14 protein-coding genes and 1 pseudogene are annotated in these 13541 nt (G+C 32.0%); 11 read left to right on the forward strand and 4 right to left on the reverse strand.

The genetic code is table 11. The features are described from left to right. The first annotated feature begins 432 nt into the window (after nucleotides 1–432). Nucleotides 433–990, forward strand: a pseudogene (locus BWGOE10_RS29820) (ABC transporter permease). Between the two features lie 92 nt (nucleotides 991–1082). Here the strand turns inward: BWGOE10_RS29820 and BWGOE10_RS11055 are convergent. Then, complete coding sequence (locus BWGOE10_RS11055) at nucleotides 1083–1295, reverse strand: hypothetical protein (RefSeq protein ID WP_070142492.1); 213 nt, start codon at nucleotides 1293–1295, stop codon at nucleotides 1083–1085. A gap of 219 nt (nucleotides 1296–1514) precedes the next feature. Here BWGOE10_RS11055 and BWGOE10_RS11060 point away from each other — a divergent pair, with 219 nt between their 5' ends. Then, nucleotides 1515–2018: a MepB family protein gene (locus BWGOE10_RS11060; protein ID WP_070142494.1), complete on the forward strand. Its 504-nt coding sequence runs from the start codon at nucleotides 1515–1517 to the stop codon at nucleotides 2016–2018. Nucleotides 2019–2373: 355 nt separating this feature from the next. Here BWGOE10_RS11060 and BWGOE10_RS29825 read toward each other — a convergent pair whose 3' ends face one another. Then, a complete protein-coding gene (locus BWGOE10_RS29825) occupies nucleotides 2374–2568 on the reverse strand; it encodes a hypothetical protein (protein WP_081338112.1) in 195 nt (64 codons plus the stop codon). Between the two features lie 566 nt (nucleotides 2569–3134). Here BWGOE10_RS29825 and BWGOE10_RS11065 point away from each other — a divergent pair. The 4 genes from BWGOE10_RS11065 (at nucleotide 3135) to BWGOE10_RS11080 (ending at nucleotide 6787) form a co-directional block, all read left to right on the forward strand. Beyond that, nucleotides 3135–4130: a glycoside hydrolase family 25 protein gene (locus BWGOE10_RS11065; RefSeq protein WP_070142496.1), complete on the forward strand. Its 996-nt coding sequence runs from the start codon at nucleotides 3135–3137 to the stop codon at nucleotides 4128–4130. Between the two features lie 144 nt (nucleotides 4131–4274). After that, complete coding sequence (locus tag BWGOE10_RS11070; RefSeq protein WP_070142498.1) at nucleotides 4275–5126, forward strand: peptidylprolyl isomerase PrsA; 852 nt, start codon at nucleotides 4275–4277, stop codon at nucleotides 5124–5126. Between the two features lie 468 nt (nucleotides 5127–5594). Further along, nucleotides 5595–5816, forward strand: a complete 222-nt coding sequence (locus BWGOE10_RS11075) for a hypothetical protein (RefSeq protein WP_002157948.1) — start codon at nucleotides 5595–5597, stop codon at nucleotides 5814–5816. A 635-nt stretch (nucleotides 5817–6451) separates the two neighbouring features. Continuing rightward, on the forward strand, nucleotides 6452–6787 hold the full coding sequence (locus BWGOE10_RS11080; protein ID WP_070142500.1) for a YolD-like family protein: 336 nt from the start codon (nucleotides 6452–6454) through the stop codon (nucleotides 6785–6787). Nucleotides 6788–7064: 277 nt separating this feature from the next. On the opposite strand, the gene gerPF is transcribed toward BWGOE10_RS11080, so the two are convergent. Further along, a complete protein-coding gene (gene gerPF / locus BWGOE10_RS11085) occupies nucleotides 7065–7280 on the reverse strand; it encodes a spore germination protein GerPF (RefSeq protein WP_001141569.1) in 216 nt (71 codons plus the stop codon). A 212-nt stretch (nucleotides 7281–7492) separates the two neighbouring features. Between gerPF and BWGOE10_RS11090 the strand changes: the two genes are divergently transcribed. From BWGOE10_RS11090 to BWGOE10_RS11105, 4 genes are all read left to right on the forward strand, one after another. Next, entirely contained in the window at nucleotides 7493–7819 is a 327-nt protein-coding gene (locus BWGOE10_RS11090) for a hypothetical protein (protein WP_070142502.1), read from the forward strand. A gap of 316 nt (nucleotides 7820–8135) precedes the next feature. Then, entirely contained in the window at nucleotides 8136–8843 is a 708-nt protein-coding gene (locus BWGOE10_RS11095; RefSeq protein ID WP_070142504.1) for an SDR family oxidoreductase, read from the forward strand. Nucleotides 8844–9096: 253 nt separating this feature from the next. After that, nucleotides 9097–9759, forward strand: coding sequence for a DUF6944 family repetitive protein (locus BWGOE10_RS11100; protein WP_070142506.1), 663 nt, complete (start codon nucleotides 9097–9099; stop codon nucleotides 9757–9759). Between the two features lie 297 nt (nucleotides 9760–10056). After that, nucleotides 10057–10269: a YqaE/Pmp3 family membrane protein gene (locus BWGOE10_RS11105; protein WP_002065263.1), complete on the forward strand. Its 213-nt coding sequence runs from the start codon at nucleotides 10057–10059 to the stop codon at nucleotides 10267–10269. Nucleotides 10270–10340: 71 nt separating this feature from the next. On the opposite strand, the gene BWGOE10_RS11110 is transcribed toward BWGOE10_RS11105, so the two are convergent. Next, nucleotides 10341–10550, reverse strand: coding sequence for a KTSC domain-containing protein (locus BWGOE10_RS11110; protein ID WP_070142508.1), 210 nt, complete (start codon nucleotides 10548–10550; stop codon nucleotides 10341–10343). 466 nt (nucleotides 10551–11016) lie between these two features. Between BWGOE10_RS11110 and BWGOE10_RS11115 the strand changes: the two genes are divergently transcribed. Then, a complete protein-coding gene (locus tag BWGOE10_RS11115; RefSeq protein ID WP_070142510.1) occupies nucleotides 11017–13524 on the forward strand; it encodes a transglycosylase domain-containing protein in 2508 nt (835 codons plus the stop codon). Nucleotides 13525–13541 lie beyond the last annotated feature (17 nt).

Consider the following 13541-nt stretch of genomic DNA (forward strand, 5'->3'; position numbering starts at 1 on the left):
CTTGTCCATAGAATACACAAAAATTATACGTTTGTATAGGTCAATAATTCACAATAATAATATTGTAATATAATGCTTAAAAGAAATTGTAAAGGGTGGAAAAGTATTTGTCATAGAAGAAGTGTTGATTTTAAAGGGATTTTAAGAGGTTGTTTACATCTTAACGATAATAAAGGGATATTGGAATAATAAAATATGAAATATTGCATATCTCATTGGACGAAATAATTTATTTAATAATAATATTGCGTGGAGGAGGCATTTTCCCCTGAAAATCCGAGTTGGTGAAACATACTGTTTAGTACTAATGAAATAAGCAACATTTTAAATGAGCGCTCTGCCTTTTTATTTTTGTAACAGCAACAACTTGTCCAAACTTTCGAAGTCTAGCATACATGGTATGCAGTAGTATCTTAGAAACGAGCGATTTTTATGACTTACTACTACAATTGTAATGGGAATGAAAAGAAGCATTATAATTGTTGTAAAAAAAGAAGCGACTATAATAAGTGCGGTGAAAAATGTGATGACTGCTCTTGCGATCATAAGGAGAATAAGCTATCTGAGTTTAGAGCTGTTAGTACAGCAAATCAAAATGTTACTGCAAATACTTCTGTTAAAGTATTTGCAGTAACATTTTGATTTAGCGAACGAATATAACCCAGCAACATCAAATTTTACTCCGAAGACTAGAGGAGTTTGTTCCGTAATTGGGACGATTGGTTTCTTTCTGAACGATACAAATTTAAATTATAGAGCGCGTGTAGAAGTTCGGGTGAATGGAAATTCAGAAATTGCTATAGATAACGACTTTTTGGTCCAATAAATTTCGGTAATGTCGTAAGTGTTTCTACTATACTTCAATTAGAGGCAAGAGATATAGTTGGAATTTTTGCTGAGAGTAATGTAGATGGATTTATTTCCCGAAAAAATCCAGGTTTCATTAGTACGTATTTTGAAGCTGCGAGATTCCCATCTCCAATTAAATAAATAGAATAAAAGACTATTTACTGACTATCTTTTTTGTAAGGCCCTACTTTATGATAGGGCCTTTTATCTGCAGGCAATTAGAAAGTTTTGTATTAGAATAAATTCATAAATACTTGATAAGCAACACCTAGAGTTAATACGATAGCTAACAGTTTTGCTAGCCATCTCGGTGCATTTAAATTTAGTAAAAGGGAATGACATATACTAAATGTAATGCCGAGTGTTAAAAGAATTGCGATAAGATATAAAATTAATAGGAATAAAGGTTGCTCTATGGAGCCGAAGTCAATTTTGGATGGATTCATGTAATATGTACCTCGTTTTTTATTAATATATTAATATAATAATGAAAAATACAAGGAATTGGAAGAGTAATGTAATAAATACTATAAAAGTAAATTTGAAGTTATGGATGGAGTAGATAAAATAATCTTTGAAAGACTATTCAAAGCCAACATTTGTTTAAGTTTAATATACAAGAACGAACGTTCTTGGTATACTGGAAAATAAAAAGGTGCGTTTACATGACAAATTTTAGTAATATAATTGAAAAACTAGATGAAATGATTTACAAACCTAATAATCTATTAATTACTAAACGAAAAGAAGAAAAGCAAAATTCAGAATATGCAGGAGGGGTATTCCAGCTAAATAATAGAAGCATCCGATTTAGGGTATCAAAAATTACGCCTAATAAGATTGGACAATTTGTTTCTTTTTGGGAGAAGAATGCCTCCATGAGCAATCAGGCATTTTTTTATGATTCGGCTCCTAACCTTTTAGTTATCACTTGTATAGCGGATAATAAACTAGGACAATTTATTTTTCCAAAAGAGATTCTTCTAAAAGAAAAAATATTAAAAACTCAAAATCAAAAAGGAAAAATGGCTATGAGGGTTTACCCTATTTGGGATAAACCTACTAGTAATCAAGCTAAGAAGAGTCAATTGTGGCAACTTCATTATTTTGTCGATTTAAGTGATGCTGAAAATGTAGCTACAGATAAACTATTAAACTTATATTCATAGCGCATAATAAGAAATTTTTTGGAATATTCAATGTTTGTTCAGATGGATATTTGGAAATGTTAACAGGATAATCTGTTAAGTAAAGAATAAAAAAGGAGCATACAAACAAAGTATGCTCAAAAAAAGATAGGTTTTATGAGTGGAGAATCTCCATACGATAATATATGCTCATTTCATTAATATGTGAAAAATATCAACAAAATATCAATAGAATATCAATTAATGAATTATTTTAGTTTTTTAATGAAGTCATGTTTTTGTGAAATGAAAAAGAGCCGTTTCTTTTGAAAGATGCGGCTCTTTTTACTATTTTGTTATCGTACCGTTCGAAATGATAAATCATAAAATTATACGATTAACAATTTAATAATGATCGGACTTCAGTTACATATTTCTTAAAGTCTGGATATTGAGATACAGTTTGGCAGGTAGGGGTGAGTAGTTGATTAATTAAAGATACATTTGTAATTACTTCGTTACAAGGGCCGTAGAATGTAACTTTTAGCTTTGAATTCGGGGGAACTTTGAATACGATAGGGATTTTTTTCATTAAATAAACTCCTTACATAACAGAGGTTATATGTTTATTTCCTTTTAATTAGGAAGACATATTAATATAATATGTAATTTTTATTGTAGTTGATTATTACATATACTGTATGAGTTGATGTAATTTCTAGTACGTATCAAAATAGTGTTGTAAAAAAATATATATCATGTTTATAAAAAGCTTTAAAACAGACTAATACGAGGGAATAAGCGCTAATTAACTTGTCTCTATATAATAAATTGTAAAAAGGCAGCTTTTTTTAGCTGCCTTTTTACAGGGAGATTGAAAAATCTTGGAGCTCATTCATGAGTATAAGCAAAAATTGCTTATATATAGTATGCACATTATTTGTAATTTCATCCCAATATTTAGTATGAAATAAACGCAAGTCTATCGTTTACAAATGCAAAAAAGAAGAACTTGTTTATTATGGATAAAAAGAAATTATTTAGTTTTAAAAAATGATGAAAATATATTTATTTGTCTTATAGAAGCTTGCTATTAGGCATATGGGTCTAGCAATAATACAAGCTTTGAATAAGATAATAAAAAGGAGTTGATTAGTAATGGGTTATATTGTAGATATTTCGAAATGGAATGGAAATATTAATTGGGATATTGCAGCGTCTCAGCTAGATTTAGTTATTGCTAGAGTTCAAGATGGTTCAAATACGGCCGATTTTATGTATCAAAGTTATGTGAAAGAAATGAAGAAACGTAGTATTCCATTTGGGAATTATGCATTTTGCCGTTTTATATCTATTTCAGATGCAAAAAAAGAAGCGCAAGATTTTTGGAATCGTGGTGATAAAACCGCTAAATTTTGGGTGGCAGATGTAGAAGTTCAAACAATGGTAGATATGGAAGGCGGGACTCAAGCATTTATTGATGAATTACGCCGATTAGGTGCAAAAAAAATTGGTTTATATGTAGGACATCACACTTATGTATCATTTGGAGCTCGCAATATTGATGCTGATTTTATTTGGATTCCTCGTTACGGAGGGAATAAACCAGCATATCCTTGTGATATTTGGCAATATACTGATTCAGGAAATGTTCCTGGTATTGGAAAATGTGATTTGAATCAATTAATGGGGAATAAAGGTCTTTCTTGGTTTATAGGTTCAAATCAAACAAATCAATCTAGTATTGGAGATAGTAAGCAACCAAATGGAATTGGTATTGCAGTTTCAAAATATGATGATGGATACGGCATTAATTTATATGAAAATCCTGCGAATCCACAGTTTACAGGAAGGGTTACGAAAAAAATCCCATATTTAATCTATAAAGGTTATTGGGGAGGTGGCGAAAAAGATATGATTTGTTTAGGTAGTGAACAACAATGGGCTAAGTTAGAGCATTTTAATGTACAATGGTTTTATGCATATTCAAAATATACACCTGGATATGAAATTAGAACGTACGATGGACCAAACGGGAATGATACAGGTGCGGTCGATGGGAAGGTCCCTTATCGTATTTGGAATCGTCAAGATGGATATGTCGATATAGGTGGAAACAAATGGATCAAAGAAGAACATGTGCAGATTAAATGATGTTAAAAAGTCGGCTTCATGCCGGCTTTTGTATTTAATAAAGCTTGTCTCTGACATGAAAAGAAATACTTGTGGAAAACACATTAATTTCACAATAGCGCTGTATAGTTCCTAATATACATTTATCAAAGTGAGGTATTTGAATTGAAAAAGAAAAAGCTATTTATGGGAACTATTATTACGTGTGTGGCGCTAACATTGTCTGCGTGTGGTTCCTCAGAAAATGTTGCAACATCAAAAGTAGGAAACGTGACAGAGAAAGAGTTAAGTAAAGAGTTAAGGCAAACATATGGAAAAAGTACTTTATCTCAAATGATGTTAAATAAGGCATTGCTAGATAAATATGAAGTTTCAGATGAAGAAGCTAAAAAACAAGTAGAAGCAGCGAAGGAACAAATGGGTGACAAGTTTAAAGTGGCTTTAGAGCAAGTAGGATTAAAAAATGAAGATGAATTAAAAGAGAGAATGAAGCCAGAAATTGCACTTGAGAAAGCGATTAGAGCGACTGTCACAGATAAAGATGTGAAAGATAACCATAAACCAGAAATGAAGGTAAGTCACATTTTAGTGAAAGATGAAAAAACTGCGAAAGAAGTAAAAGAGAAAATAAATAATGGTGAAGATTTTACTGCTTTAGCGAAACAATATTCGGAAGATACTGGTTCAAAGGAACAGGGCGGAGAAATAGCTGGTTTTGCTCCTGGTCAAACTGTGAAAGAATTTGAGGAAGCGGCGTATAAATTAGATGCAGGACAAGTAAGTGAGCCAATAAAAACATCTTTTGGTTATCATATTATAAAAGTGACGGATAAAAAAGAATTGAAACCATTTGATGAAGTGAAAGATTCGATTCGAAAAGATTTAGAACAACATAGACTACAAGATGCGACAGGTAAATGGAAACAACAAGTAATCAATGATCTATTGAAAGAAGCGGATATTAAAGTAACAGATAATGAATTTAAAGATACATTTAAATTCTTAGATGAGAAGTAAAGTTTAGAAGAAAAACAGAGATTTAGCATAGTGCTATATTTCTGTTTTTTAATTTTCAATAGAAAAGGGAACTCATATAGAGTTCCCTTTTCTCGTTAGTGTGTGAGTTATAAATAGATAGTAAGACAATACAATATTACATTTAAATATTAAGAATTACAATAGAAAATTTTGGTGTAAATAAAAAGGAATAAGTAATTACTTCGCAAAATGTTGAAATGATAATGTTTTAGTTAATTAATTTTGTTAAATATAAACTAAATATATTTTCTTAGAAATTGAATAGAGGACATAATTTAAAGAATGGTACATATCATATTTATTGGAGTATAAATTAACTTTATAGGAAGTGAAATGTTGAACATTTATTACAAAAGGATGTTCTTAATGATGATATGAATTATTTATTAAAATAGGATGAATATTTTTATATTTACTAGATTATTAAATTAACTTGGGGGAGAATATATGAAAGTTATTTTTAAGAGAGAAGGCGGAGGGAAAATTTTTGAATCATCTAATGAAAATATAAGCGTTCTATTAGCTGTATTAAAGGAAACAAAAGGGATAAAGATTGGGATGGTTGAGTATGAAGTATTAGAATATAAACTGGAATACTATCGAAATCCGAAAAAAACAGAAACAGAGAGAGAATTACATATTATTATGCAACCTAAACTTATTCAATAAAGAAAGTGAAATATTAATCAATTTGAGTTTTGTTCGTCCTCACTAATTATTAGCCTGCAAATAGCGGGATAAATGGTAGTAATTGTCGATATGTATGAAACTTATGAGGAATGAATTGTTTTACATCATAAGTTTCTAAAGCTTTGTGAGTTCGTTCATAATAAAAGTATATGCTTTTGTTAAAGGATGGTTAATGAGATATAGCTGAAATTTGTATTCCAGAAAGAACGATGGTTAGGATAGAAAAGTAAAATTAGAAATATAATTAGTTCAATAAAAGCGACTTCACATTAGGTGGAGTCGCTTTTATTGTTGCAGCATGTATTCTATGGTGCGATAGGAAGTGCAAAGAAAGTTGATTAATAAAAGGGAGTAATCAATGAGTATGAATAAACTTCATAGATTAAAGTTGCATTTTGTTTGAAAAATTTACATGTTGCACTTCCGAAAGAACGTTCGTTCGTGTATATTTAGAACAAGTGTTCTTTTGGAAGTGGAGATTTCTACAAATTCATAAATAGTTTTGAATTTGAAAGCTACGCTACATATTAAATAAGAGATAGATAAAGTGTATTTAGAAGTGAAATTTCTATTCTTATGAATGGATAGATATAGAAAATTGAGGAGTAAAGAAAATGAATTATGTAAAGATACAGGAAAAAGGAAGAGAGTGGGTTCCGTTTACAGTAATGTCGGAACAATTATTAAGTATGAGAAAAATTATTGGAGAGAAATTAAAAGTCAAAAGGCCGTTATTAACGAATGAAGTGAAAGAAAGTATTTCAGACAAATTATTAACTTCATTATTGTCTGAAGAAGAGATGTTAGTGACATATTTTGAAGAAGGATACATACTTACAAGTTATATGACAGTGGTTCATATAAATCCAATTCAACAAATTGTAAAATGTACAGATGCATTTTATAAAACATATATATTTGCTGCAAGGGACATAATTGATGTAACTTAAAAGAAGCTGGATTTTGAAGTTTAGCTTCTTTAATTTGTCCAGCTATTTGCGGACAGGTAGATTCACACCTCAAAATTCGGCTGTGGGTCAGGCTGCCTGTAAAAATCTAATTTTTTTGAAGAACTAAATGAAAAAGCAGCTAGATGCAAGCTAGCTGCTTAGTCCCAGGGAAAGGGAGAAAAGATTGGTACTCAAAAAATCGACGATAGCTGTTTATCAGCCTGAGTATAGTATAGACAAATTTAAAAATGTTATACAAAAATGATTACAGACTTGGTTAGGCCGTACCAACTTGGTTTTGATCTGCTAAATCAGAATCAAATGTATTAGTCGCGCTAACCCCACTAAAAGTGTTCACTACGAAACCAACGTTAGATGCGCCAGAGCCGTTATAAGCTTTCGTATTCTCTTTTGGAGAGACGTTGTAGAAATCACCTAAGTTGAAAGATCCGTTACTATTTTGTACAACTAAATTCCCCACAACTGAGGGCATAATTTTCACCTACTTTATAAGTAATTGTTTGCACTACTATATGAAGGTATAGTCTAATTGGTTCATTTGACAAATATTCCGGAATAGAAAAATGGTTGAAGCTTTGTTTAATCAATCGAGCAAAAAGTATGTTAAAATTAACGAAGAGTTGAATTTTTAAAAGAATAAATTTGAATAATTAATATATACGGAATTAAAGGAGGCAAAATGTAATGGATAATGTTGTAAAAACAGTGGATTTAACAGATGCAGAATCAAGTAAACTTGTTGCTTTTATTTATAGTAATGATGTTACATTGATCGAAAAAGCATTTTGTCCTAATGAAATAGCAATTTTATCGGCAATTAAAACAGCATATATTACGAAAGTATCTATAAGGAAAGAACTTGAAGCGATTTTTCACGATACAGGCGTTTTATTAGTGAAGCAAAATGTTGAAAGGAATAGTATTCAATCTATAACAATGCATTTTGAGCAATTTAAAAAGTTGCAAAATGAGATTGAGAATTTAAATAAAAGCGTGTTTAAGACTAGGTAGAACTGCTTGGATAGAGCTGGGCTCTGTCAAGTTGAAAAAGTGGATTGAGAAGTATTTGGATAAATCGAACCATAAACATAAATATATTTTCATTAAGGTGTAGCCTATATTTATCGATGTGAGAAATGTAGGAGAGAGAAGATACAATTTAAAAATAATAAAGATATAAACAAAAAGAGTAATCATGATGGTTACTCTTTTTGTTTGTAATATGTAGTATCAAAAATACTTCTAAAGTATGAAATGAATTGATACTTAAGTGAGAATTTGAATAAGAATAAAAAGAGTAATATTAAATTGAAAGGAGGAGATGAAGTTGGAGCGAAAAGACATTGGAAAACTTGTAATTATTACTGGAGTAACGCAAGGGTTAGGACGTGCAATGGTTGATAGGTTTCATGAATTGGGATGGAACATAGCGGGGTGTGGACGCTCAAAAAATAAAATTGAAGAGCTTAATAAATATTACGGTGCTTCACATGATTTTCAAATAATTGATGTTTCAAATCATCACCAAGTTAGTAAATGGGCAAGTCGTATTCTAAATAGGTATAGGGCTCCCGATATGTTAATAAATAATGCATCGATTGTTAATCAAAATGCACCGCTATGGAAAGTTACCGCTCAAGAATTTGAAAGTGTAATGAGTGTAAATGTGAACGGGGTAGTAAATGTCATTAGGGCGTTCGTCCCGGCGATGATAGCTAGGAAAGAAGGAATTATTATTAATATGAGCTCTAGTTGGGGAAGAGAAGGCGAGGCTGAACTTGCGCCATATTGTGCTTCGAAGTTTGCTATTGAAGGTATCACGCAGTCAATGGCAATGGAACTGCCAAATGGCATGGCCGTAGTTGCTTTAGATCCAGGTGGAAGTATTAGCACTCCAATGCTTCACTTATGTGCACCTCAATATGTAAAAGAATCTCCTACACCTGAAATGTGGTCACATAAAGCAATTCATTATATATTAAATATATCAATAGATAAAAACGGAGACTCATTGACATGTCCGGTATACATTTAATATTTAGATAGGTATTAAATGTAATATGCACATTTTTGAAGGACAAGCATATATTGAAGTATGTAAAAAGCATTTGCAAATTAGACATTTATCGAGAAAGCCCTTGTCAAAAAGAGCGCCTGAAAGGTGCTCTTTTGTATTATTAATACATTATGTGATGCACAAAATTACATATAAAAAATAAAATAATGAATTAAAGGTGATATTTGTTTGTTTCGAAAGTACTAGAAAATTTAAATATAGGTGATGCGAAATGAACCTACGCGATTTAGAATTGACAGGGGCATGGTTTCAAGTAGGAGGAAATCTTATAGCAGCTATTGGAACAACTAGAGGGTTTGCAGGAGAAGAAAAGATTGAGTCGGATCTTGTTATTGTAGGGAGTTCATTACAAGCCCTCGGATATATATTACAAATTATAGCAACTATTGATGTGAAAGATGAAGATAAATGTGAGAAGCAAAATGTAACTATTGATAATAAAAATAAAGCGTTAGCGAAAACGGGGATTGAGTTATTAGCTTTAGGTAATATTTCTAATGTAATAGGAACGTATTTTAATCTAAATGAACAAATAAAAGAAAATGATTTCCTTATAATTACTGGAAATAGTTTGCAATCAATTGGAGCTTTTTTAGGAGTAGAAGTAGCATTGAATGAGATAAATGGAATACAGTGGATTATTGTATTAGGGAATTCAATGCAAAGTTTAGGTGCAGGATTACAAGCATATGAAGGTATTCACAATATATCAAAAGAAGAAGAGGGAAATGAAGACAGTAATATAGATAAAGAAGATCAACGTATAATAGGGCTAATAGGTATTTGGATACAGGCAATAGGTACTGTAATTTCAGCAATTGGATTAACAGAAATAGTAGAGGAACAAAGATTGGAATCTAAGAAAAGGCAATGAAATACTCATTTAAATGAAGTTTGGAGTATTTCAATTTTAGAAGTAGGACAAGATTGATGTGATAATTCTTTTTGTAGGCTTTTTCATATAGGCGTAGAATATACATATAAACGAACAGGTGAAAATAGCTTGTTAACGTTAGTGAGAGGCTCTTCATTTAGTTATACTATTATATTTGATTTTTGTAATGATGAGTTCTTATATACGTCTTTAGAAATAACATGATTTCATAGGTTTGATAGTATAGGAGATGGATGGGTAAGAATTGAAAAATAAACATTAAGGAGTTTTTCAGACATGATGTACTTATTAGCAATTCTACTTCCGCCGGTAGCTGTTTTATTTTGCGGAAAGCCGTTTCAAGCGATTATTAATTTCATTTTAACCTTAATTTTTTGGGTTCCAGGAGCGATACATGCAGTTCTTGTCGTACATGATAAAAAAGCCGACAGGCGACTTAAAAGACAAGTTCAAGCGTACGATGAAATTAATAAAAGAAATAGAAGGTAAATTGCGAGTGGAAACATACAAAAAAAGAAAGGGGATTTGATTCGCCTTTCTTTTTTGTATGCCAATCAAGTTTAAATTTTAGTATAGCGGTAAGAATTTTTAATATAAGTATTATGATAATAACTTTTAGAGTGTGCGTTTAATAAACCGGTGTAAATGCTTTCTGGCACATTAAAGAAATCATACATACCATTCTTTAGTTGAATACGTAAAATCATAGAAAAAGGATTATAGCCAACAGCAACTACATTTTTTGAAATAACGGGAGATAGCTTCATCATTACGCAACTCCTTATGTTTCATTTTAGATGGTTTCTTGTAGATAAGGGGATTGTCGTGTTGAAATCCTAATAATTAAAGAGGTATTATATTTATATGTAATATATCAAATGTTCATTATACGTAATTATAAGGAAGTTCACACGAAGTACATATCGTTGTGCTATTTTTATTTCACCTTTGATTTATAAATAAGAAAATATTGACCATTTGAAAAAAAGGTATATTATTTATACGAGGTATTAAAAATTCACTTCTTACATTCTATGCTTTAAGGGGCAGTATTATTAGAAAAAATAGAAGTGAAAATAGTTTGTATAAGAAGTATTCTAAAATGTATAATCTGTGAATTGGGAAAATATTGAATGCTCCAGGTCAATATACTTTCTTGATTAAATGTATTTGGGAAAGTGACCTCAATATTTTCAAGTAAATCAACGGGAGAATTGAAAGGCAGGAGAAAGTAACATGTCAGAAAATTATCGTTCTCGAGAGGAGCGACGACAAGTTCAAAAGAAAAAACAGCCAACTTCTAAAAAAACAAAACCAAAAGGTAAAACATCGTTTTTTCGTAAATTTTTAATCAGTTGTTTACTACTTGGTATTGTAGGTTTAGTGGCAGGGGTTGCTACCTTTTTCGTTATGATAAAGGATGCACCAAAACTTGAGAAAGCAAAACTTGTTAATCCGTTATCCTCAAAAATTTATGATAAAGACGGGAATTTGGTATATGAATATGGGAAAGAAAAAAGAACGAATGTTACGTATGACCAAATCCCTAAATTAGTAGAAGAAGCATTTTTAGCGACAGAAGATGCACGTTTTTATGAACATAGCGGTGTGGATTTTAAAGGTACTGCTCGTGCAGTTTTAGTTAGTCTTAAAGGAGATTACGGTTCACAAGGTGGAAGTACGATAACGCAGCAAGTTATTAAAAACTACTTCTTATCGATGGAAAAAACGTCAAAACGTAAGGTTCAGGAAATATATTTAGCGTATAAGCTAGAACAACAATATTCAAAACATGAAATATTAGAGATGTATTTAAATAAAATTAATTTAGGTAACCGTTCATATGGAATCGCAACAGCAGCACAAAACTACTACGGTAAAGAATTGAAAGATTTAACATTACCAGAAGTTGCGATGCTAGCTGGTTTACCGAAAGCGCCGAATAACTATGATCCATCGAAACCAGAAAATGTTCAAAGGGCAACAGAGAGAAGAAATACTGTATTAAACTTAATGAATCGACATGGTTATATTACAAAGGCAGAAATGGAAGAAGCATCGAAAGTACCAGTGGATAAAAATATTAAGAGTGCAGCTGAACTACAAGCGATGCCATATACTGCATTTATGGATGCAGTAGTGAAAGAAGTAGAAAAAGAACTACCAGATGCTAATATTGGTTCTGACGGTTTAGAAATTTATACAACATTGGATCCGAACGCACAGAAATTGGCTGATAATATTTTAAATACAAATATTATTGATTACCCAAATGATAAATTCCAAGGTGCTTTCACATTTATGGATACGAAAACAGGAGAAGTTCGTGCTATAGGTAGTGGGCGCGGTGAAAATAAAGCAGTATTTAAAGGGCATAATATGGCGATTGAATTAGATCGTGCAGCTGGTTCAACGATGAAACCAATTTTTGATTACGCTCCTGCAATTGAATATTTAAAATGGGCTACTTATCATCAAATTGATGACTCTCCATTTAAGTATTCAACTGGCCAAGAAGTGAGAAATGCAGATAGAAGTCATTTAGGGCCAATCTCAATGCGTGAAGCACTAACAAAGTCACGTAATATCCCAGCTATTAAAACAGCTAAAGAGGTAGGTATTAGTAAATCGAAAGAGTTCTCTGAGAAATTAGGTATTACATTTAATGTAGCACCGACAGAATCAACAGCAATCGGTACAAATGAAGCGTCACCAACTGAAATTGCAGGTGCTTATGCGGCATTTGGGAATGACGGTAAGTATACAAAGCCGCATTTTGTTAAGAAAGTAGTTTATCCAGATGGCAAGTCACAAAGTTTTGGACAAAAAACAAAACCAGTTATGGCGGATTCTACAGCATATATGATTACTGATATGCTTCGTTCTGTAGTTACATCAGGTACTGGTACATCGGCAAATGTGGCCTCTTTAGATGTAGCTGGTAAAACAGGTACAACTAACTATTCTTCAAAACAACTAGCACAATATGGAATTCCAGAAAGTGCAACTCGTGATAGTTGGTTTGCAGGATATACACCGCAATATACGATGGCAGTATGGACTGGATATACGAAAGATGGTAAAGACGAGTATATTAGTAGTAAAAATACGAAAATTGCACAGTTGATCTTTAAAGAAATGATGAGCGAGATGGCTACAGATAAATCACGCTTTAAAATGCCAAGTAGTGTTATTCAAGAAGGTAGTGAGTTACGTATAAAAGGTGAAAAACGTGATTCATCTCCAAATACGAGCGTACCGGATACAACGGAACAACCAAAACAAAATCAACAGCAAAAAACTGAAGAAGAGAAAAAGCAAGAAGAATTAAAGAAACAGGAAGAACTTAAAAAACAAGAAGAGCAAAAGAAACAAGATGAACTTAAGCAACAAGAAGAGCTAAAGAAGCAAGAAGAGCAAAAGAAACAAGATGAATTAAATAAGCAAAATGAACAAAATAATGGAAATGGTCAAGGAAATACAACGCCACCGAACAACGGTGGAGGCCAAGGGAATACAACGCCACCGAACAACGGTGGAGGCCAAGGGAATACAACGCCACCGAACAACGGTGAAGGCCAAGGGAATACAACGCCACCGAACAACGGTGGGGATCAAGGGAATACAACGCCACCGAATAACGGTGGAGGAGGTCAAGGGAATACAACTCCAACCCCACCAGCAACAACGCCACCAACTACTGGCGGGAACACAGGAGAAGTCCCTGCCAATAATGGACAATAAATAATGTATTTGAAAAG

It is taken from the genome of Bacillus mycoides (genome assembly GCF_001757995.1).
GTDB classification, from domain to species: Bacteria; Bacillota; Bacilli; order Bacillales; family Bacillaceae_G; genus Bacillus_A; species Bacillus_A mycoides_B.